General features: G+C 37.8%; 20 protein-coding genes. 14 read left to right on the forward strand and 6 right to left on the reverse strand.

Annotation, left to right across the window (positions count from 1 at the left end; all coding sequences use genetic code 11):
• Positions 1-84 precede the first annotated feature (84 nt).
• Positions 85-1,179 (forward strand): T9SS type A sorting domain-containing protein, encoded by a 1,095-nt coding sequence (locus tag ABXT71_RS02645; protein ID WP_415372259.1) that lies wholly within the window; start codon positions 85-87, stop codon positions 1,177-1,179.
• Positions 1,180-1,257: 78 nt separating this feature from the next.
• Here ABXT71_RS02645 and ABXT71_RS02650 read toward each other — a convergent pair whose 3' ends face one another.
• Positions 1,258-1,518 carry a hypothetical protein gene (locus ABXT71_RS02650; RefSeq protein ID WP_415372260.1) on the reverse strand — a complete coding sequence of 87 codons (261 nt, stop codon included), beginning with the start codon at positions 1,516-1,518 and terminating at the stop codon, positions 1,258-1,260.
• Between the two features lie 335 nt (positions 1,519-1,853).
• Here ABXT71_RS02650 and ABXT71_RS02655 point away from each other — a divergent pair, with 335 nt between their 5' ends.
• From ABXT71_RS02655 to ABXT71_RS02715, 13 genes are all read left to right on the forward strand, one after another.
• On the forward strand, positions 1,854-2,909 hold the full coding sequence (locus ABXT71_RS02655; protein WP_415372261.1) for a hypothetical protein: 1,056 nt from the start codon (positions 1,854-1,856) through the stop codon (positions 2,907-2,909).
• Between the two features lie 96 nt (positions 2,910-3,005).
• Positions 3,006-6,458: a pyruvate carboxylase gene (locus ABXT71_RS02660; protein ID WP_415372262.1), complete on the forward strand. Its 3,453-nt coding sequence runs from the start codon at positions 3,006-3,008 to the stop codon at positions 6,456-6,458.
• Positions 6,459-6,685: 227 nt separating this feature from the next.
• Positions 6,686-7,144 (forward strand): 50S ribosomal protein L13, encoded by a 459-nt coding sequence (rplM, locus tag ABXT71_RS02665; protein ID WP_415372264.1) that lies wholly within the window; start codon positions 6,686-6,688, stop codon positions 7,142-7,144.
• Positions 7,144-7,530: a 30S ribosomal protein S9 gene (gene rpsI / locus ABXT71_RS02670; protein WP_415372266.1), complete on the forward strand. Its 387-nt coding sequence runs from the start codon at positions 7,144-7,146 to the stop codon at positions 7,528-7,530. Before rplM ends, rpsI begins: the two co-directional genes overlap by 1 nt.
• Positions 7,531-7,839: 309 nt before the next feature.
• Entirely contained in the window at positions 7,840-8,772 is a 933-nt protein-coding gene (rpsB, locus tag ABXT71_RS02675; RefSeq protein WP_415372268.1) for a 30S ribosomal protein S2, read from the forward strand.
• Between the two features lie 175 nt (positions 8,773-8,947).
• Positions 8,948-9,916, forward strand: a complete 969-nt coding sequence (gene tsf / locus ABXT71_RS02680; protein ID WP_415372270.1) for a translation elongation factor Ts — start codon at positions 8,948-8,950, stop codon at positions 9,914-9,916.
• Positions 9,917-10,142: 226 nt separating this feature from the next.
• On the forward strand, positions 10,143-10,850 hold the full coding sequence (gene pyrH, locus ABXT71_RS02685) for a UMP kinase (protein ID WP_415372272.1): 708 nt from the start codon (positions 10,143-10,145) through the stop codon (positions 10,848-10,850).
• A 259-nt stretch (positions 10,851-11,109) separates the two neighbouring features.
• Entirely contained in the window at positions 11,110-11,664 is a 555-nt protein-coding gene (gene frr / locus ABXT71_RS02690; RefSeq protein ID WP_415372274.1) for a ribosome recycling factor, read from the forward strand.
• Between the two features lie 134 nt (positions 11,665-11,798).
• Entirely contained in the window at positions 11,799-13,022 is a 1,224-nt protein-coding gene (locus tag ABXT71_RS02695) for a DUF5686 family protein (RefSeq protein ID WP_415372276.1), read from the forward strand.
• A 63-nt stretch (positions 13,023-13,085) separates the two neighbouring features.
• Positions 13,086-15,494, forward strand: a complete 2,409-nt coding sequence (locus ABXT71_RS02700) for an efflux RND transporter permease subunit (RefSeq protein WP_415372278.1) — start codon at positions 13,086-13,088, stop codon at positions 15,492-15,494.
• A gap of 86 nt (positions 15,495-15,580) precedes the next feature.
• Positions 15,581-17,023 (forward strand): asparagine--tRNA ligase, encoded by a 1,443-nt coding sequence (asnS, locus tag ABXT71_RS02705; RefSeq protein WP_415372280.1) that lies wholly within the window; start codon positions 15,581-15,583, stop codon positions 17,021-17,023.
• A 142-nt stretch (positions 17,024-17,165) separates the two neighbouring features.
• A complete protein-coding gene (rpoN, locus tag ABXT71_RS02710; protein ID WP_415372282.1) occupies positions 17,166-18,626 on the forward strand; it encodes an RNA polymerase factor sigma-54 in 1,461 nt (486 codons plus the stop codon).
• Complete coding sequence (locus ABXT71_RS02715; RefSeq protein ID WP_415372284.1) at positions 18,626-19,231, forward strand: hypothetical protein; 606 nt, start codon at positions 18,626-18,628, stop codon at positions 19,229-19,231. Before rpoN ends, ABXT71_RS02715 begins: the two co-directional genes overlap by 1 nt.
• On the opposite strand, the gene ABXT71_RS02720 is transcribed toward ABXT71_RS02715, so the two are convergent.
• The 5 genes from ABXT71_RS02720 to ABXT71_RS02740 all read right to left on the reverse strand — a co-directional run bounded on the left by ABXT71_RS02720 (position 19,226) and on the right by ABXT71_RS02740 (position 22,402).
• Entirely contained in the window at positions 19,226-19,921 is a 696-nt protein-coding gene (locus tag ABXT71_RS02720; protein ID WP_415372286.1) for an outer membrane beta-barrel protein, read from the reverse strand. The genes ABXT71_RS02715 and ABXT71_RS02720 overlap by 6 nt on opposite strands.
• 87 nt (positions 19,922-20,008) lie before the next feature.
• Positions 20,009-20,482 (reverse strand): ExbD/TolR family protein, encoded by a 474-nt coding sequence (locus ABXT71_RS02725; RefSeq protein WP_415372288.1) that lies wholly within the window; start codon positions 20,480-20,482, stop codon positions 20,009-20,011.
• Between the two features lie 10 nt (positions 20,483-20,492).
• A complete protein-coding gene (locus ABXT71_RS02730) occupies positions 20,493-21,119 on the reverse strand; it encodes an ExbD/TolR family protein (RefSeq protein WP_415372290.1) in 627 nt (208 codons plus the stop codon).
• Positions 21,120-21,123: 4 nt separating this feature from the next.
• Positions 21,124-21,576, reverse strand: a complete 453-nt coding sequence (locus tag ABXT71_RS02735; protein WP_415372292.1) for a hypothetical protein — start codon at positions 21,574-21,576, stop codon at positions 21,124-21,126.
• 22 nt (positions 21,577-21,598) lie between these two features.
• Positions 21,599-22,402 carry a MotA/TolQ/ExbB proton channel family protein gene (locus tag ABXT71_RS02740; RefSeq protein WP_415372294.1) on the reverse strand — a complete coding sequence of 268 codons (804 nt, stop codon included), beginning with the start codon at positions 22,400-22,402 and terminating at the stop codon, positions 21,599-21,601.
• Positions 22,403-22,643: the final 241 nt, after the last annotated feature.

The following is a 22,643-nucleotide window of genomic DNA, read 5'->3' on the forward strand; positions in this document are numbered from 1 at the left end:
TATTTATTTATTTTAAGATTTTATTGTTTTGGATTCGTAAAATAAAGGTTGATGTTGTATTATGTGTAAAATAAAAAATCTATAATGAAGAAAACATACACTTTAGCACTCCTCTTTTTTGTAACACTAGTGGCACCATCAGTATTATATGCACAATGCGAAGATGTCACGGTTGATAGTTTAACCAATCCTGGCCCCTTTGATATTGCGACGCTTACGGAGGCAGATGGTCTAAGAAATGGTCCTGACTATTTTGGCGCTACTGTATATTACCCAACAAATGCAAACCCTCCATATGCGAGTATCGCTATTGTTCCAGGATTTGTATCTCTGCCCTCTAGTGTTGAAGAGTGGGGACCCTTTTATGCATCTCACGGAATTGTCACTATAATTATAGGCACTAATTCGCTTTTTGATCTTCCTGAAGCTAGGGCTGAGGCACTGCTAGATGCCTTAGAGACATTACGACAAGAAAACCTGAGAGATACATCACCATTAGAAGGTGAATTAGATACGGATAAATTTGCTGTAAGCGGATGGTCTATGGGCGGTGGTGGAGCACAACGAGCAGCGGTTCTTGACAACACCATAAAAGGTGTTGTTGCTTTATGTCCGTGGTTGCTAGACCCAGAGTTAAATCACGATACTTCTGTATTAATCTTAAGCGGTCAAGATGACCCAACAGCGCCCCCAGAAGATCACGCAAATGTGCATTATAACGAGATACCAGAAGCTACAAACAAATTACTTTTTGAAATTGAAAACGGAAACCATTCTGTCGCCAATACCCCAAACGGAGGTGACGGTGTTGCAGGAAGACTAGCACTTTCTTGGCTTAAATTATATGTAGAAGATAATGATTGTTATTGCCCTATATTGAATGATAACCTTTTAGTCAACCCTCCTGCAGCTTCTATGGTGCAGTCTAGCTTTGAATGTGAGCTACTTAGTATAGCAGAGAACAAACTGGAGATAAGTATATTCCCTAATCCAACTCAAAATTCTATCAATGTACGTGTTCCAGGCGATATCCATTTTATAATGTACTCAACAGTTGGGCAATTATTGTTAGAAGGAGACCTATCTGGAAATAATAAACAAATAGATGTATCACATCTTTCACAAGGAATCTATCACCTTCGCCTAGGTAATGAAATGGTGAGAGTATTTAAAAACTAAATATCCAATATTCTATCGCATAAAAAAACTCCCAATTTCCAAAAAGGACATTGGGAGTTTTTTTGACTTATCTTATACTTATTGTCTGTCGTAAACTGAAACAGCAGCAGTAGTGACTACTGCAGTAGCATCAATATTCTTCATATGTACCTCACCATCAAGATCTGTTGTAGTCTCTAACTCAATTGTACGAGTGTTTCCATCTAAGCTATATGTTCCTGTTTCTATATAAGGACCTTCACAATTTACATTTAAATTTCCTTCATCATCAGTCTCTACCAGCACGTTTGTTGAATTTGAGGAACAACTCGCACCTCCATTAAATGTAATTGTACTCATTAAACAAGGTACCTCTACTAATAAATTAGTCGATGTTGTTCCATCGCCATTATAATCATCATTAAATAGAGAGTTGAAATCAATTAATACAAATGTTCCAACTATTGACGCGTCACTTGCACCTTATGTGTCATCACCGTTACTAAAAGAAGTGAATGGAAGGCCACCATTAAAATTGCTAAAAAAATTCATTTTTTTGTTTTAAAATTAAGGTGGAAATGTTCGTAATAATTAATATTTCAGGAGAAATAGGACTGATTTCAATTGCTGAAATACGCCTGCTCCGTTTGCACCAATTCATTTATTACCTTTAACAACCTATAGAAAGCCTTACAATGCAAAAATTAATGTCAAAAAAGAAGCCTACGTATCCTATTACAGAGGCGCTATCTTCGTATTTAACGAAGTATGCACGGAATATAAAAATTCCTATTTATTACGATGATCTACTCCGGTATCAAGGGGCTGTGACCGTTTATGACAAGCACGGCAATGACACTTTATGGATCCAGGTATATTATTCAGAATCTGAGCGAGAGGACATTGAGCAAAGCTTAAAACAAATGTATTCTATATTGCACAGTGATGGTTCTGATGCGCTATTACCTTATCTAAATATTGACAGTATAGACTATTGTACCTTCGGAAATAGTAAACCATTTAGGATTAAAGTACGGAACATTTTAAATGACAACTACATTTTTCTGTATATTAAAAAAGCAGATGCTTCCAGAATTTACGGACTAGAATTAGAACACTTATTATCGCCCAATCATATTAACTTTTTAGTACACGGTAACACCTTAATAGAAGAACACATATCTGGAATTCCTGGTGATGATTTTATAACACATCACTTAGAACATTGTTCTGAACAGGACAAGCGTGAGATCGCCAAAGAATTTGTAAAGTTTAATGAGCGTTGTTTTGTGCGATTACTAGGAGATATGCGCTCCTATAATTATGTGATGGTATTAACCAATGACTTTGATAGAATCCAGTATCGCATTCGCGCTATAGATTTTGATCAGCAAAGTTATGAAGGGAATGTAAAAGTATACAGACCACAATTTTTAAAAGAAAACAACGCGTTTGTTCAACTGGTCGCTTCAGAATTAAAACAACCCTCTGTTAAGCAATATAAAAGGGAAGAACGTTCCTTACTTGCAAAAAGAGCAACAAGCGAGAAGAAACGCCTCAGACAACTTATAGTTTGTATGAGAAAAGATGAAATTTCTCAACCTGAAAAAATAAAGGAGCTTAAAAATGCATTGCTTGATTTAACAGGCGATATAAATTTTAAGAAATCTAAAAATATGGGGCAAATTCTGGATAGTGCCCTTCATTTTATTGTTCGCAATTATCAGAGTGTAAATCCTTTTTTGAGGTAACTTTATATCTCCAGAAATTATTTCACAATACTTATTATGCACGCATAGTAAGTAGTATCTTTGAACCACAACGTTCACTTAAACTCTTTTCATCTCATGGAAATCAAGAAAATATTGGTCGCTAATCGCAGTGAAATCGCAATACGTGTACTCAGGGCCTGTGCAGAGATCAATATTAAAACCGTCGCAATCTTTACATATGAGGATCGTTATTCGCAGCATCGATTAAAAGCAGATGAATCTTATCAAATAGGCGCGGACAACGAGCCGCTTAAACCTTATCTTGATATTGATGCGATTGTCGCACTTGCATTAGAAAAAGGAGTAGACGCCATACATCCTGGTTATGGCTTTCTCTCTGAGAATTCAAATTTCGCTAGAGCTTGTAAAGAAAATGGACTTATTTTTATTGGGCCAGATCCAGCGGTAATGGATGCATTGGGTGATAAAATAATGGCAAAAAAAATTGCTGAGAAATGTAAAGTTCCTACTATAAAAAGCAATAAGAAAGACCTTACCTCAGTACATGTTGCACTAGACGAGGCAAAAATAATAGGCTATCCTGTGATGTTAAAAGCCGCCTCTGGTGGGGGTGGTCGTGGGATGCGTGTGATTAACAAGCCAGAAGATTTAGAACGTAATTTTGATTCAGCTAAGAACGAGGCGCTTAATTCTTTTGGAGACGACACGATGTTTTTAGAAAAATACGTAGAAAACCCAAAACACATTGAGGTCCAAATCGTCGCTGATAACCACCGTAATATTAGACACTTGTTTGAACGTGATTGCTCTGTACAACGTCGTCATCAAAAAGTGGTCGAGGTGGCTCCTTCTTTTAATGTATCGCAACAAGTTAAAGATGCATTATACAAATATGCCATCGCCATCGCCGAAGAAGTAAACTACAATAATGTAGGGACGGTAGAATTTCTAATAGATCAAGATGATACCATTTATTTTATTGAAGTAAACCCACGTATCCAAGTAGAGCACACGGTAACAGAGATGGTCACAGGCATCGACCTGATTAAAACACAAATTTTTGTTTCTGGCGGGTTTAGACTCGACAGCAAACAGATTAAGATTTACGACCAGTCATCATTAGCTACGTACGGTTTTGCACTACAATGTAGACTCACAACAGAAGACCCAACAAACGATTTTACCCCAGATTACGGAACCATTACAACCTACCGTAGTGCTTCTGGAATGGGGATTCGTCTAGATGCTGGGAGTATTTACCAGTCTTATAAAGTGAGTCCATTTTTTGATTCTATGCTCGTAAAGGTTTCTGCCCACAGTAAAACCTTGGACGGCGCTGTTCGTATAATGAGTCGTGCTTTAAAGGAGTTTAGAATTAGGGGTGTGAAAACCAATGTTCATTTTCTACAAAATGTAATTCTGCACGAAGAATTTAGAAAAGGAAAAGCAACGGTTAATTTCATTAAAGAGCACCCTTCCCTTTTCAAAATTAAAATCCCACAGGATCGCACCACTAAGATTACTAACTATCTAGGAGAAGTCATTGTAAATGGAAATCCAGATGTAAAGTTTGTAGATGTTAGTAAAGTATTTAGATCCCCAATTATCCCTGCTTTCGACCCCAAAGCTGCGTTCCCAAAAGGGACCAAGGACTTATTGACTGAGCTTGGCCCAGAAGGCTTTAGCAAATGGCTGAAGGCAGAGAAAAAAATACATTATACAGACACCACCATGCGAGACGCGCATCAATCGCTGCTCGCCACAAGAATGCGAAGCAAAGATATGACCGCCGTGGCCGAAAGTTTTGCTAAAAATCACCCAAATACTTTTAGTATTGAGATGTGGGGAGGAGCAACCTTTGACGTATGTATGCGATTCTTAAATGAAAGTCCTTGGACACGGTTGCGTGAGTTACGAAAATTGATGCCAAACATCTTGTTCCAAATGCTCCTTCGCGGTAGCAACGGAGTTGGTTATAAAGCATATCCAGACAACCTCATTGAAAAATTTGTTGAGACAAGTTGGGAAAATGGTGTAGATGTTTTTAGAATATTTGATTCTTTAAACTGGGTAAAAGCGATGGAACCTAGTATGCGCTACGTGCGTGAAAAAACTGGCGGACTTGCAGAAGCAGCCATCAGTTATACCGGAGACATCCTAGATAAGAACAACACAAAATATTCCCTAGCCTATTACAAGCAATTAGCAAAAGACCTTGAAAATGCTGGCGCACACATGATCGCCATTAAAGATATGGCTGGCTTATTGACGCCATACGCAGCACAAGAATTAATCGGGGCATTAAAAGATACCGTAAAGGTACCTTTGCATTTACACACCCACGATACTTCTGGGATACAATCTGCCACCTACCTTAAAGCGATAGAAGCCGGTGTAGATGTTGTAGATGTAGCACTCGCAGGATTAAGCGGTCTTACTTCACAACCTAACTTTAATAGTGTGGTTGAGATGGTCAAACATACAGACCGAGCACACCATTTTGACATGCCATCCCTAAATAGTTATTCTAATTATTGGGAAGACATCCGTGAGTATTACTACCCCTTTGAGTCTGATTTAAAAGCTGGAACTGCTGAGGTGTATGCGCACGAAATTCCGGGTGGCCAGTATTCTAATCTTCGACCGCAAGCCACTGCTTTAGGACTTGGCGACCGTTTTGATGAGGTGAAGAAAATGTATGCTGAGGTAAATATGCTCTTCGGAAATCTTATAAAAGTGACACCTAGTTCTAAAGTGGTAGGAGATATGGCTATCTACATGGTCACCAATAATCTCACACCGAAGGATATTTTTGAACGGGGGGCTTCCTTATCCTTTCCTGAATCTGTGGTTAGTTTTTTTAGAGGTGATCTTGGGCAACCCCAAGGCGGATTCCCTAAAGAATTGCAAGACATTATACTTAAAAATGAGACCCCTTACACAGATAGACCCAATGCACATTTAGACCCTATAGATTTTACGACTGAGTATAAAGCCTTTGAAGAAAAGTTTCAGAAAGACTTTAGTAGGCCTATTGAGTTTGAAGATTTTTTAAGCTACAGTTTATATCCTAGAGTTTTTGAAGATGCGCATAATAATTATAAAAAGTATGGGAACGTTGCGATACTCCCAACTAAGAATTTCTTCTTTGGTATGGATCAGCGCGAAGAAATAATGATTGAGCTCGAACCGGGGAAAACGATTATTGTAAAACTACTTTCAGTAACACCTCCTAATGACGAGGGGAAACGTTTGGTTTTCTTTAAAGTAAATGGGGAAAATAGATTAGTCGAGATCCTAGACAAGTCACTTAATATTTCAGTAAAAGAAAATGAGAAGGTAGATGCAGCAAACGAGAACCAATATGGCGCTCCTTTACAGGGAATGTTATATAAGGTGTTAGTAAAAGCAGGGCAAGAAGTGAAAGAAAACGATCACCTTTTTATAATAGAAGCGATGAAAATGGAAACTACGGTAACGGCATTAAAAGATGGTTTTGTTTCTCAAGTGGAACTAAAAGAAGGGGAGATGGTGATGACGGGAGATTTGGTATTGGCCATAGAATAATTGGTCATTCACTGGAGCATACTGGCAGAGAGACTGCCAGAATACAGACCAAAATTTCTTATTGTATAACAGTACTTATAACTTGTTTATCTCACCTTAATATATTTGAAGCAATTACAGCCAAAAAAAATCACACTTCCCTATTTGTCAATTAAATAAATAACAGTACTTTTGCCGTCCATTAAATTGGGATAGAAAATAATTATTAACATTAGACAAAGAACATAATGGATACATTAAGTTACAAAACAGTATCTGCTAACAAAGCCACAGTAACAAAAGAGTGGTTATTAGTAGATGCGGACGGGCACACTTTAGGTCGTCTTGCGAGTGAAGTTGCAAAACTTCTTCGTGGTAAGCACAAGCCAAGTTTCACACCTCATGTAGATTGTGGAGACAACGTGATTATCATCAACGCAAGCAACGTCCAATTAACAGGAAATAAATGGAGAGACAAGTCTTACATTCGCCACACGGGTTACCCAGGTGGACAACGTAGCTTGACTGCCACAGAATTGAAAGACAAAAATCCAGCACGCGTGGTGGAGAAAGCTGTAAAAGGAATGTTACCTAAAAATAAATTAGGTGCTGCAATCTTTAGAAACTTGAAAGTGTATGCAGATGCAGACCACGGACAAGATGCTCAAAAACCAAGAGAAATTAAAATTAACACCGCGACTAAGTAATGGAAATCATACACAAAATAGGAAGAAGAAAAACAGCCGTTGCGCGTGTTTATCTTGCAGAAGGAAAAGGAAATATTACGGTAAACAAGCGTGAGCTTGCTAACTACTTTACGACACCAACATTACAGTACAAAGTAAAGCAGCCGTTAATGTTGACAGAAAACGAAACTACGTTTGACATTACTGTAAACGTATTTGGTGGTGGTATCACAGGTCAAGCAGAAGCAATTCGTCTTGCAATTGCTCGTGCAATGTGTACACTAAACGATGAGAACAGAGGCATTCTTAAGCCAGAAGGATTACTTACAAGAGACCCAAGAATGGTTGAACGTAAGAAATTTGGTCAGAAGAAAGCACGTAAAAAATTCCAATTCTCGAAACGTTAAACTTCGACTACACTCAGCCTACTGGCTGCATTTTATACAAAATGTATTGGTATTATTTCCTTGGAAATATTCTGGGGTGAACATCGAGTTATTACAATGCTATATTATCGGCATTTTTATTCCGCAGCAATGCGGAACCTTATCAAGCGAGCGTATGCTTTAATGATATAAAGTTCTTAATTAAAATTGAATATTAATAAGCTGTTAGTCCCACTCTGCCGGGTGGGACAATTAGTTTAGTATCTAAATCATATACGTTTCGGCGTACAGATTGACATCTAAACACACAGAACGTAAACTAAAAACAAAATGGCAAATTTAGAAGTAAAAGAATTATTAGACGCAGGTGTACACTTTGGTCACCTCACAAGAAAATGGAATCCAAACATGGCGCCCTACATCTACATGGAGCGTAACGGAATCCACATTATCAACTTATACAAAACGGTTGCAAAACTTGACGAAGCTAATGAAGCACTCAAGAAAATAGCAGCTAGCGGACGTAAGATCCTTTTTGTAGCTACCAAAAAACAAGCAAAAGACATCGTTGCAGAAAAAGCAGGGAATGCTAACATGCCTTTCATCACAGAAAGATGGCCTGGCGGAATGTTAACAAACTTTGTAACTATCCGTAAAGCCGTTAAAAAAATGACGACTATCGATAGAATGAAAGCAGATGGTACTTTCTTGACTTTATCTAAGAAAGAGCGTTTACAAGTAGACCGTTTAAGAGCTAAGCTTGAGAAAAACTTAGGTTCTATTAGCGAGATGAGTCGTTTACCTGGCGCATTATTTGTTGTAGATACTACACGTGAGCACATTGCTGTTGCAGAAGCATTGAAATTGAAAATTCCAATATTCGCAATGGTTGATACAAACTCTGACCCAAGAGTAATTGATTATGCTATCCCATCTAACGATGATGCTTCTAAGTCTATTGACAAAATTATGACATCTGTTACAGATGCAGTAATCGCTGGTCTTGAAGAACGTAAGAGCAACAAAGATGCCGAGGAAAGTAAAGAAGCTGCCGCTAAAAAAGCAAAAGCAGCACCAAAGGCAGAAGCTAAAGTAGAAGCAGCACCTGAGGAAAAAGCGAAAGCAGCACCTAAGGCAAAAGCAAAAAAAGAAGCTACTGTAGTTTCTGATGAGAAAGCAACAGCAGATGCAGTGCAACCTGTAAAGCTTGAATCTAAGTCTGAAACAATAGAAAAAGCTGCCCCTACTAAAGAAGAAGAGTAGATTTTTCATTAGGCAGTTGCAATTGCAATTGCAGTATTTTCTTGACAAATAAGATTACAATACATAAGTCGCCAAGTTCATTTCTAATTGAAATTTGCGAAGCGACTTTTTTTTAAAATAAAACAATTCATTAATGAGATTCCTGCCTCCGTGGGAATGACAAAATAAATTTATCATGGTAAAAATAACTGCCGCACAAGTAAACGAATTAAGACAAAAAACCGGAGCCGGAATGATGGACTGTAAAAACGCCCTTGTTGAAGCTGAAGGAAATCTAGAAGACGCAATTGCGGTTCTACGTAAAAAAGGACAGAAAATTGCAGAAAAAAGAGCAGACCGTGATTCAAGTGAAGGGGCTGTTGTTTCTCAAATTAATGAGGCGAACACAAGAGGTGTTGTTCTTGCATTAAACTGTGAGACTGACTTTGTTGCAAATAACGACTCATATACTGCAATGGCTAAAGAAATGGCTGCCGTAGCAATTAACTATAACACAAAAGAAGAATTTCTTGCTGCAGACTTTGGTGGCGGAATGACGGTTGCTGAGAAGTTAATCGAGCAGACAGGTGTTATTGGTGAGAAACTAGAAATTGGAGGTTTTGAGATCCTTGAAGCTCCATTTGTAGGGACGTATATTCACGGTAAGAAAATCGGTGCCTTAACTGGTTTAAGCACTGCTATTGAAGGTGCAGAAAAACTAGCAAAAGAAGTATCAATGCAAGTAGCATCTATGGGTGCCACTACATTGTCTTATAAAGATTTTACACCAGAATTTGTTGCAAACGAAACAGAAGCACGTATCGCTGTAATTGAAAAAGATAACATCGAGTTAGGACGTCTTGGTAAAACACTAAAGAACGTACCTACGTATATCTCTAGGATGCAATTAACAGATGACGTTTTAGCAAAAGCAGAAGATGCTGCTAAAGCTGAGTTGAAAGCTGAAGGAAAACCAGAACAAATCTGGGACAGAATCCTTCCTGGAAAAATGGAACGTTTTATCGCTGATAACACAACATTAGACCACGAGAAAGCTTTACTAGACCAAAACTTCATCATGGATGATAAGAAAAACGTAGGGAACTATGTTACTGATCACGGGGAAGTATCTGTTGTTGGCTTTAAGAGAGTGACATTGGCATAAGTATATTAGCAGCTTGTTCTGAACTTGATTCAGAATCCAGTTACTTCATTAATAAACAATCCGTCTTTAGCTTTTGCTAGAGACGGATTTTTTTTACCCCGACACTATTTGATTCTCACGATTACTAATACCCTGAAAGAATAACAAGGACATAAAAAAAACTGCCTACTGCCACTGCTACCGAGTACTAATTTTTCCTTATTTTTACAACTAACAAAACCACGCTATGCAATACAAAAGAATCTTACTTAAACTTTCTGGTGAAGCCTTAATGGGCGAGCGCCAATATGGTATTGATCCTATAAGACTTCAGGAATACGCTCAAGACATTAAAGCAATTATTGCTACTGGTGTTGAAGTGGCAATAGTGATAGGTGGTGGGAACATCTTTAGAGGTGTTGCCGGTGCTAGCAAAGGTATGGACCGCGTGCAAGGTGACCATATGGGGATGCTCGCTACGGTAATCAACGGACTAGCATTACAAGGTGCCTTAGAAGATGAAGACATCCAAGTGAGATTGCAAAGTGCCATTAAGATTAATGAAGTGGCAGAACCATTTATTCGCCGGAAGGCAATGCGTCATTTAGAAAAAGGACGTGTCGTTATTTTTGGTGGAGGAACAGGAAACCCTTACTTCACGACAGATAGCGCCGCAGTATTAAGAGCTATTGAGATAAAAGCAGACGTAATTCTTAAAGGAACTCGTGTAGATGGTATTTACTCAAGTGATCCAGAAAAGAATAGCGATGCCACAAAATATGATACCATTAGCTTTGATGATGTATTGCGTAAAGGCCTCAAGGTGATGGACACAACTGCATTTACATTGAGTCAAGAAAACGAGTTACCTATCATTGTTTTTGACATGAACACAAGAGGTAACTTAATGAAAGTGGTAATGGGTGAAAAAATAGGAACTAAAGTAAATCTTTAATCGCTTCGGAAATTTAATAGATCGAATAAAATTTCAACTAAAATAAATTTGCTATTTTTGGAATGGTCTGCTTTTTGAAGTACAGATCTCAAGGATTAGTATTTCTGAAGAAAAATCAAGAACGTTAAAAATCGTGAGCTACCATTTTGAGCGCAGTCTAACTAAGTGTAATTAAAAAGCTCAATCTAAGATTATTGAGCAAAGCCCAACTTATTAAAAAACAAAATCGCAAGCTAAGATTAGTAAGCGTAGTCGAACTATGGAAGACGAAATTAAATTTATTATAGACAGTACAAAAGAGGCAATGGACGATGCCCTCGTGCACCTAAATAAGAAGTTTGTAAACATTAGAGCGGGTAAAGCTTCTCCAGCTATGGTAGGTAGTGTAATGGTGAACTATTACGGGAGTCAAACACCTTTGAGTCAAGTGGCTAATGTAAATACACCCGATGGTATGACTATCACAATCGCGCCTTGGGAAAAAGGATTGATTCCAGAAATTGAAAAGGGAATTCACCTAGCAAACATAGGTTTTAACCCAATGAATAATGGGGAGTCTGTGATTATTACTGTACCACCGTTAACAGAAGAACGTCGTCGTGAGCTTGCAAAACAAGCAAAAACAGAGGCCGAAGATTCTAAGATAGGCGTCCGTAATGACCGTAAGAATGCTAATAACGAAATTAAAAACCTTGATGTTAGTGATGACTTAAAAGCAAATCTTGAAGCAGATGTGCAGATGATGACAGACAAGCATATTACTAAAATTGAAGAAATGCTTTCTCTAAAAGAGAAAGAGATTATGACCGTTTAAAGTGGCCATACGTTAAACAAAATATAATTAAGCGGCCTATAGGCCGCTTTCTTTTTACCTTTGAGTATAATTACATACGCTCCAATACTTTAATGAACAGATTTCTTTTCATTTTACTTCTTTTCTCACCTCTGATGAGCGTGGCCCAAGTGCCAGCAGTACAGACCGAACAAGACACCACCGCGACACGCCTAGAACAGAAAATAAGCCCGTTCAATACTGGTTTTTATCCTGTTGGCTTTTTTGACTTTGATCTTAAATACCTTATTAAATATAACAACTATGAAGGGCTTCGTTTAGGTTTAGGTGGTATGACCAATGATCGCTTATCTAAAAATTTTAAAATATCAGGCTATGCTGCTTATGGTACAAAAGACAAAAAAATAAAGCACAGCCTAGGCGGAAGTTTCCTTTTAGACAAAGAGTCTAAAACTTGGTTTACACTGGCGTATCGCGATGATATTAACGAAATAGGATCCGCAAATTTTTTAACAGATGCTCGCGTGTACTCTGTTTTTGAACCACGACTCGTTAACGTAACCCAATTTTATCAAATACGAACCTGGCAAGCTAATGTGATTACCGCACTTACAGATAACCTTGCAGGTGAAGTACGCCTAGGAAGAAGCCACATTGATCAAACGCTTAATTATCAATTTTTAAACGAGGGGATTACCTATGACTCTTATGAAGTTGCAGAAGCCACTGCCTCTATAAGAATAAGTCCGAAATCTAAATTCTTTACCACAGAGGATGGTCTTGTAGAATATTTTGATGGATTTCCTAAAATAAGTGCTCAGATCACCAAAGGATTCAGCGGTCTTGTGCGCAGTGATTTTGATTATACCAAGTTTGGGTTAAAATTAGATTACTACATCAAGCGCAGCAACTTGTCTTCTACAAATTTTTTACTAGAAGGAAACTTCGCTACAGGAGATGTGCCATTAACACATTTGTATCACGCCTACCCGAATAGCCCGACAAAGCAAGAAGTATTACAACGTTTTTCTGTAGCGGGAAGACGCAGTTTTGAGACTATGTATTTTGGGGAGTTCTTTTCAGATAAATTAGCTACCTTACAAGTAAGGCATAGCTTACGAAGGTTTAAAATTTCAGAAAGAATAAGACCAGAATTCGTGCTTATTACTCGTCACGCTTTAGGTGATCTAAGCAACCCAGAAGCACATCAAGGTATTAATTTTAATACGCTTGATAAGCTTTATAATGAAGCTGGACTAGAACTTAATAAATTATTGTTTGGGTTTGGGTTGAGTTTTGCATATCGTTATGGCGCCTATTACCTAACAAACCCAGAGGATAACATCGCCTTTAAGTTTACGTTTTACGCCAAATTTTAATTATTAATATCTCTCACTAAATACACTGATAGTGTTACCTTTGAGCATACAAAATTCCCCTCATTGAACAAACTTTTTAGCATAGGTTTCTGGAGCGCAGTAGCGCGTTTTATTCTTAGAAACAGGCCGCTTATTCTTATCATTATTGCAGCTATTACCGTATTTATGGGGCTGCAATGGAAACATATGCGCTTCACATATTCTGAAGCAAACTTGTTGCCAGATGACCACGAGGTCAACCTAGCATATGATGAGTTTCTAGACACCTTTGGCGAAGAAGGAAACCTCATTGTAATGGGGGTCAAAGACAGCACCTTTTTCACACCAAAAGTCTTCAATGCTTGGAAGTCACTTGGCGACGACCTTCAAAAAAACAATGCAGTAGATGCACTTCTTTCTGTAGGTAATTTAATGACGCTGGAGAAGCGCACAGACGCCACAAGCTTTGCCATGGTGCCGTTTATTAAGGACTCTGTACTTACTTCAGAAAATTTAAAAATCTACAAAAACAGGCTTCTATACCGACTACCCTTCTACGATGGCTTGGTATATAGCCCAGATAAAAAAACGGTGCGAACGGCTATCTACCTAAACGAAGACATCGTAAACACCATTGCCAGAAAAGAGTTTGTAGATCAGGTACTCATCCCTCGGGTAAAGCAATTTGAAAAAGATACAGGCATCAATGTCTACGTATCTGGAATGCCGTACATCCGGACCTTAAATTCACAGAATATAGTTGATGAGATTGGACTCTTTATAGCGGCTGCTTTGTTTGTGACTTCCCTCATCTTTTTCTTCTTTTTTAGATCTTTTAGGGCGACGTTGATCTCCATGCTAACCGTACTTATTGGAGTTGCTTGGGCCTTTGGAATTTTAGGATTGCTGAAATATGAAATTACCGTTTTAACAGCCTTGATACCACCCCTCATTATTGTGATCGGGATTCCTAATTGTATATTCTTGATTAACAAATACCAACAGGAAATAAAATTACACGGGAACCAAGCGAAGTCATTACAGCGCGTTATAGCCAAAGTAGGAAATGCTACTTTGATGACAAATTTAACTACTGCCTCTGGCTTTGCGACTTTTATATTAACCGACAGCAAGTTGCTGAAGGAGTTTGGTATTGTGGCTTCTATTAATATTATCGCCATCTTTTTATTATCCTTATTTATTATTCCTATCATCTACAGTTATATGTCTGTGCCCAAGAATAAACACCTTAAGCATCTTAATAAAAGATGGATTAATGGTTTTGTGGACTGGATGGAAAAAATGGTTCGTAGAAAAAGAATCACCATATACATCGCATCTATTATATTACTCTGCGGAAGTATTATTGGGATTTACAACATTAAAATATCGGGCAGTCTCATTGACGACATGCCACAGAAGAAAGAGTTTTATAAGGACATTAAGTTCTTTGAACAAGAATTTGAGGGCATTATGCCACTTGAGATATTTATCGATACCAAGCGATCAAAAGGAGTGATGAAACTCGCCACCTTAAGACGAATAGAGCGGCTACAAGATTATATTAAAGAAATCCCAGAATTCTCAAAACCGCTTTCTGTAAACGAACTTGTGAAATACTCAAAGCAGGCTTATTATAATAACAATCCAGACTATTATCAATTGCCTAATAGTCAAGAACGCACCTTCTTGTTATCTTACGCAAAGAGCAGCGCAGATAACACCAATTTACTGTCTAGTTATGTAGACAGTACTGGGCAATATGCACGTGTCACGACTTTTATGAAAGACACAGAGACGGAGCGCTTTGACCGAATAGAAGAAGACTTGTTAGCAGAAATTAATAAGATCTTCCCAAAAGAACGGTACTCGGTCTCACTTACTGGAAAAGCCTTTGCTTTCCAGAAAGGAACAAAATATTTGGTAAACAATTTAATCCTTTCTCTCTCGCTCGCCATCTTTTTAATTTCGATTTTTATGGCTTGGATGTTTAGAAGCATGCGAATGATTCTGGTCTCTTTGATCCCTAACTTATTGCCGCTTTTAGTAACTGCGGGATTGATGGGCTTCTTAGGTGTTCCTATAAAACCCTCTACTATTTTAGTTTTTAGTATTGCTTTTGGTATTTCTGTAGATGACACCATTCACTTTCTCGCCAAGTACCGTCAAGAATTAATTGCGAATAACTGGAGGATTAAAAAGTCTGTATATGCGGCTTTAAGAGAAACTGGCGTGAGTATGTTTTATACTTCTATTGTACTATTCTTTGGGTTTAGCACGTTCATGATTTCTAGCTTTGGCGGCACTGTTGCCTTAGGAGGATTAGTATCTGTAACGCTTGTTTTTGCGATGCTTGCCAATCTTTTGTTACTACCATCACTCCTACTTTCTTTAGAGAAGAGTATCGCTAATAAAGACACGTTCAAAAAACCTTCCCTTCAGATTATTCATGGAGAAGACGGGGAAGATGAAGAGTCTTCTGTGGAGGAATAATCAAATCATGCACATTTCAGAAAAAACGGTTAGAGAATTTATAGTTCTCAATTAAAAAGTATCTTTGCTTTTTTTAAAATAAGACCATGAAACATACTGATATCATTACCGTTTTAAAATCTGAACCTAGCTTACACGAAGTAACCGTTAGGGGTTGGGTACGCTCTTTTAGAAGCAACCGATTTATTGCTGTCAATGACGGGTCGACTATAAAGAATATACAGTGCGTTGTCGATTTTGAGAATTTTGAAGAAGAGACGCTTAAGAACATCACAACGGGTGCTTCAATTGAAGTAACTGGAGCGCTTGTAGAAAGTCAAGGTGCTGGCCAAACAGTAGAAATACAGGTGACGAAGGTTGCTGTTTTAGGTACTGCAGACCCTGAAGAGGTGAAGTTAACCATCCTGTCTCCTAAGCGACACTCTTTAGAAAAACTGCGCGAGCAAGCACATTTAAGAGTACGCACCAACACTTTTGGTGCAGTGATGCGTGTACGATCTAAGCTTTCTTTTGCGGTGCATCAATACTTTCAAGAAAACGGATTTTATTATATGAATGCACCTATCATTACGGGTAGTGATGCAGAAGGAGCTGGTGAGATGTTTAGAGTAACAGCATTACCTCCTACGAATCCGCCTCTTGATGATGCCGGAAATGTGAATTATAAAGAAGATTTCTTCGAGAAGGAAACAAACCTAACGGTGAGTGGACAGCTAGAGGCTGAAACATATGCGATGGGGCTTGGGAAGGTATACACCTTTGGCCCAACCTTTAGAGCAGAAAACAGTAATACGTCTCGTCACCTTGCAGAGTTCTGGATGATTGAACCGGAGGTTGCTTTCTGTGATCTTGATGGCAATATGGATCTTGCTGAAGATTTCATTAAGTATGTGGTAAAATATGCTTTAGATAACTGCCAAGATGATCTTGAGTTTTTAGAAAATCGTTTAGTTGACGAGGAGAAAAGTAAGCCACAAGCAGAGCGTAGTGATATGTCACTACGAGATAAATTGAGCTTTATTGGAGAGAACAATTTTAAACGTGTAAGCTACACAGAGGCTATTGAGATCTTAAGAAACTCTAAACCAAACAAAAAGAAAAAGTTTAAATACATTATTAATGAATGGGGTGCAGACTTACAAAGTGAGCATGAACGTTTCTTAGTAGAAAAACATTTTAAGTGTCCGGTGATCCTTTTTGATTACCCTGCAGATATTAAGTCATTTTACATGCGTCTCAATGATGACGGTAAAACGGTAAGAGCTATGGACGTTTTGTTTCCAGGAATAGGCGAGATTGTAGGCGGTTCTCAACGTGAGGAGCGCTATGATGTACTACTCCAAAAAATGGAAACCATGGGAATCCCAAAAGACGAGTTGTATTGGTATTTAGATTTGAGAAAATTTGGTACTTGCGTGCATAGTGGTTTTGGACTTGGTTTTGAACGTCTGGTACAATTTGTAACAGGTATGGGAAACATTAGAGATGTAATCCCTTATCCTCGTAGTCCAGGGAACGCAGAGTTTTAGTAATTCAGCAGCCAGTATTCAGTATGTGGTAATTTAGTGCGTACTGAATACTGCTTCACTGTACCATAATTTTTATTAAAACCAGCGCTACAACTCATTCATAGCTGGTTTTGTTTTACCTTAGTATTTCAGAAGAGAAACAATGCTCAGACAACAACTTAATTTTAAATTATCACAGAAGCTCTCGCCGCAGCAGATTCAGTTAATGAAGCTAATACAATTGCCTACGCAAGCTTTTGAGCAACGTATTTCTCAAGAAATGAATGAGAATCCTGCACTTGAAGGCGGGAAGGAAGAGGCAGAAAAATATGATGAAGACTTAGATGAGAGCTATGACGATGATTTTGATGACGGTAATGAGTCTATTGAAACAGAAATCAATGTTGACGACTATTTGAGTGATGATGAAGTACCCAGTTATAAATTATCTGCCAATAATTACAGTGCAGATGATGATGATACCCGAATGCCATATGCCGCGGGCACGTCTTTCAATCAATTTCTACTAGCTCAGTTAAACACCTATAGATTGGACGATGACGAACGTGAAATTGCAAAATTTTTAGTCGGGAGCGTAGATGAAGCTGGTTATATACGAAGAGACGTACAGGACATCGTGGATGATCTCGCCTTTACTCAAAACATATATACGACGGACGAGAAAGTAGAGAAAGTACTGGAGGTTGTGCAAGAATTAGATCCCGCAGGTGTAGGCGCTCGAAGCCTACAGGAATGCCTCTTATTGCAATTAGTGCGTCGAGAACAAAACAAGGAAGTAGCGCTAGCAACAAAAATTATCGCAGATTCTTTTGAGCACTTTTCTAAAAAGCATTATAAAAAATTACTTTCAAAATTTGACATTACGGAAGACGCATTACGTGATGCAATCCATGAAATAGAAAGTCTTAACCCAAAGCCTGGAGGTGCTGTTGTAGGCAATAATAGAATGGTAGAGCACGTAGTGCCAGATTTTGCCATACGTATCGTAGAAGGCGAGCTAGACCTCACATTGAACGGCAGGAATGCCCCTGAGTTGCATGTATCTCGAGAATATAGCAATATGCTCAAAGGATATAAGGAGTCTAAGAAAAAGACAAAAACGCAAAAAGATGCGGTGATGTTTATAAAGCAGAAACTAGATGCAGCAAAATGGTTTATAGAAGCGATACAACAGCGCCAGCAGACGCTCTTTGTGACGATGAACTCTATAATGCATCATCAAAAAGAATTCTTTCTAACAGGAGATGAGCGTAATTTAAAACCAATGATCTTAAAAGACATTGCTGACAAAATTAACATGGACGTTTCTACCGTATCTCGTGTAGCAAATAGCAAATACGTAGATACTCCTTATGGAACAAAATTGATCAAAGAGTTTTTTAGTGAATCCATGACCAATGATCAAGGGGAAGAAGTCTCCACACGAGAAATCAAGAAAATATTAGAAATCACAGTTTCTGAAGAGGACAAACGCAAACCTTTGACAGATGATAAACTAGCTAAAATTTTAAAAGAAAAAGGGTATCCCATTGCACGCCGTACGATTGCAAAATACAGAGAACAGCTAGACTTGCCTGTAGCGCGTTTGAGAAAAGAAATTTAATGAGTGTTTTCTTAAGAGCCGCCGCTTATATATTCCATCCACTATTGATGCCTCTTTTAGGCATCTTATTTTATTATACGGTTACGCCACGTTTTCTTAATACTGAAATTGTCTACAGCCACTTAATGGTCGTTACAATTGTTACGATAGCTATACCGCTGGTTATTTTCTTTTTACTCAAAAATTTTGGAGTGGTAACCAGTATACATTTAAGAGATGTTAGTGAACGAAAGCTTCCATTAATGATACAATCTATACTGCTCTTGTTATTAATAAAATTTGTATTTCACCCATACGAAAACGCAGCGTTATACTATTTCATACTTGGGGTTCTCTTTACTACATTAACCGCTTTGATTCTTGTGTTTTTTAATTTTAAGGTGAGTTTGCATCAAATGGGAGTTGCTGGGCTCAGTGTGTTTGTGATTATGCTAAGTATTCACTTTGAGATTAATTTATTGCTATGGATGGGATTTGCCTGTATCGTTAATGGTTGGGTTGCAAGTTCTAGGTTGCACACTAAATCACACACATCTCAAGAGTTGATAATGGGCTTTGTTATTGGGGCGTTTCCGCAATTATTATTCGTTAGTTACTGGTTATAGAATGTAGAAAATAAAACCTAGCTTAATAGGCCTAAACCCCACTTCTTTAGCAAGATTAGTTTGGGCATCTTTAAAAAAGGGGCTTAGGGTGTAACTTGCAAAAAAGTTTATTTTATTGAACCCAAAACTCAATGTGGGTGTCACACTAAGCGGTTGAAATTCTGAGATATCGGTTTGGATCACTTTGTTATTCTCTTGGGTAAATGTGCTCCTGTAGTAATAACTATAGCCTATTCTAAGCCCTGTGTACACACGCCAAAACTTATACTTTTCTGCGTTAGAAGAACGCCACCTAAGCTCTATAGGAGCCTCGAGAGTCGTTACGGTAAATCTATTAATGTCGACATTAGCATTCGCATCTAATACAGTAAATATAGAAGTTTCATTTTGGCCCTCTCCTATAAAAAGGTTTTGACCATACCGATTATACGCAAGCCCAGCACCTATTCCTATCCCTACATTACGACGTTTATTAAAAGGGATATCACGTATAAAACCAAAGCCTATACCTCCAGATAACCCTCTTAGGTTTACATTGCTCGGCACGTCACTCACTAAGTTATATGTTACATTAAAATAGAATTGGTCTTCCCTGTATTTTGTGTCTATTGAAATACTATCATTAATGACTTGTTGCCCAAAGGCAGCAAGTGAACAAAACAAAATAGAGAATATGACTAGTGTACGCACGATATAAAGATAATTAATATGATAGTAATAGAAACAAAAAAAACGCCTTGTTAGTACAAGGCGTTTTAAATATATAAATAGTATTTCTTAATTACCGATTTCGTTACCCGGGGTTGTGATATAAATAATCTTCAACATATTAAGCTCACGTAATGCTTGCTTAATATCGGTTACGATACCTGTATTTGTTTCTTTATCTACTTTAAGTGCCACCATTACATAATCCTGTAAAGGCGCCGGCAATCCATTTCTTGCTTCTGCAAGAACCGGCTTTAAGTTTTTGATATCTGTAAACTTATCACCTATTTGGATTTTACCTTCAGAACCAAACTGTTTTTCATATCGTTCACTCGGCTTTCCAGCATAAATAAACACAGCTCTATCTTTTTCAAGCTTCTCTACTTGATCTGCTTTAGGAAGCTCGTTTTTTACCATAAGGTCATTCTTCCTTAAAACGGTAACAACCATAAAGAAAAACAGTAGCATAAATACAATATCTGGTAAAGATGCTGTATTCACCGCAGGTAATTCTCCTCCTTTTTTCTTATTAAATTTTGACATAGATAAAATGTTAAGAGCCTGATTTTTTTGGTTCAGCCTCTGATAGTAGTAAAGGATACATTTTCTGGATTTCCTCCAATTTTGGCTTGTACTTCTCCGCCTCTGTATCGTCAATGTCTCCTACAGATATACTATTTTTAATCTCCGTAAACTTCCAGCCAAACATACGTTGTGACTCTCTATTTCTTAGAAAATTATAAGCAGCTACCAGTTCATTCTGCACAGTGATGTACATCGCATAACTCGTAAGTCTATCGTTCTGAACAGAAATCACGGCTTTCCCAGGATTATCTGATGAAGCAGGATCTTTTTTCCCTTTACAAAAGTTACAATACTCAGCAGTTCCTGAGCTTGCTCCTCCATTGTCTAGAAAGTCTATTGCTGCTTGACGCAGGTTTTTCACTTCCATTAACTGCTCCTCTACCAAAAGCAAGTCTTCCCTATTTACATTTACTATAAATAAGTTTTTCTGCTTAATAATAGGAGGTGTCTCTGTTGGCGGCTCATCTGGTGGCAATTGACGTGCTATCCCTTTATCCTTTTCTATCGTTGTTGTAACTAAGAAAAAGATAAGTAAAAGGAAGGCAATATCTGCCATCGATCCCGCATTTACTTCTGGTGTGGATCTTCTTGCCATAATGTTATCTTGATGTTAACTTTTTGAATCCGCTAAATACCATTGCGACAATGGCAAGTACTGCTAAGATATAAAATGTGTAAAGTCCTGTTCCTACCCATTTAGATGCGCTAGCCGTTATCATTTTACCATCATTAAGCGGTAAACCGTCTAGGCTATTTGAAGCTAATACGTAAGAGATGATCCCTATTAATAAGAAACCGCCTATAGACATCAATGTCTTCTTTACATTACCAGCAAAAACACCTTTTAACACAAAGACAAGTACAAACAATACCACGATTGCTAGTATGAGATACGCAACATATAGTGCCCAAGTTACACTGGCAACTTCTTCTCCCATAAGGAAGCTATCTTCTATTGCTCTGTCACCCATATTGAGTATCATCACAAAAAATATGATACTTGCAACACAGAGGAGCAATCCTATGATTTTAATTAATTTATGTAAACCCATTATAATATTGGTTTTAATATGATTACTTTTTGTTCTTGTAGTCTACTAGCATATCTATTAAAGTAATAGACGCATCTTCCATACTGTTTACGATGCTATCGATTTTAGCGATAATGTAGTTATAAAAAATCTGTAGTATAATCGCAACTATCAAACCAAATACTGTTGTTAAAAGTGCTACTTTAATACCACCTGCTACAAGAGAAGGATTCATATCACCTGCTGCTGCAATCTTATCAAAGGCTTGAATCATACCGATTACAGTACCCATAAAACCAAGCATTGGTGCCAGTGCAATAAATAAAGATACCCAAGAAACATTCTTCTCAAGTTGCCCCATTTGTACACCACCGTAAGCAACGACCGCTTTCTCTGCTGCGTCGATACCTTCATCTGCTCTATCTAGACCTTGATAGTAGATGGAAGCAACGGGGCCTTTTGTATTTCTACAAACTTCCTTTGCCGCTTCAATACCACCGCTGTTAAGAGCATCTTCTACATCTTGCGCTAATTTTTGCGTGTTTGTTGAAGACATGTTAAGGTATACGATACGCTCAATAGCAATCGCAAGACCTAAAATAAGACATAAAAGTACTATCCCCATAAATCTAGGACCCCCTTCTACAAAGCGCTCTTTTAATTCTTGATGAAAACTTTTGTCCTCATCAGTCGCAGCTTCATCAGCATCTTGAATTAAGGTTACGGTTGCTGCAGAAAATAAAATATTTGCAGATAATTGGGCAGTTTGATTAGAAACTGCGTTGGCGTTAATTGAACCTACTAAGGTTAGTGCGGCAATTGCCAGAATAGAAAATAATTTTTTCATTGCTATCGACTTAAAAGTTTGAATTTTTCGTTAAAGGTTTAAAGATATAAAATAAAAATATGATTAAACAAGATAAATAATCAAGGACTGATTATAATCGCTAATCATTACAAGTTTATTTTATATGGCAATAATAACTATTTTGTTTGTAACTCCTAGAGGCCAACCCCTATTTATTTTATTTTATTCATAAAAAAAGGCCACTAGTTAGTTAAAACTAGTGGCCTTCGTATGAAACAAA

The organism is Patiriisocius sp. Uisw_047 (genome assembly GCF_047730165.1).
Taxonomy (GTDB): Bacteria; Bacteroidota; Bacteroidia; order Flavobacteriales; family Flavobacteriaceae; genus Patiriisocius.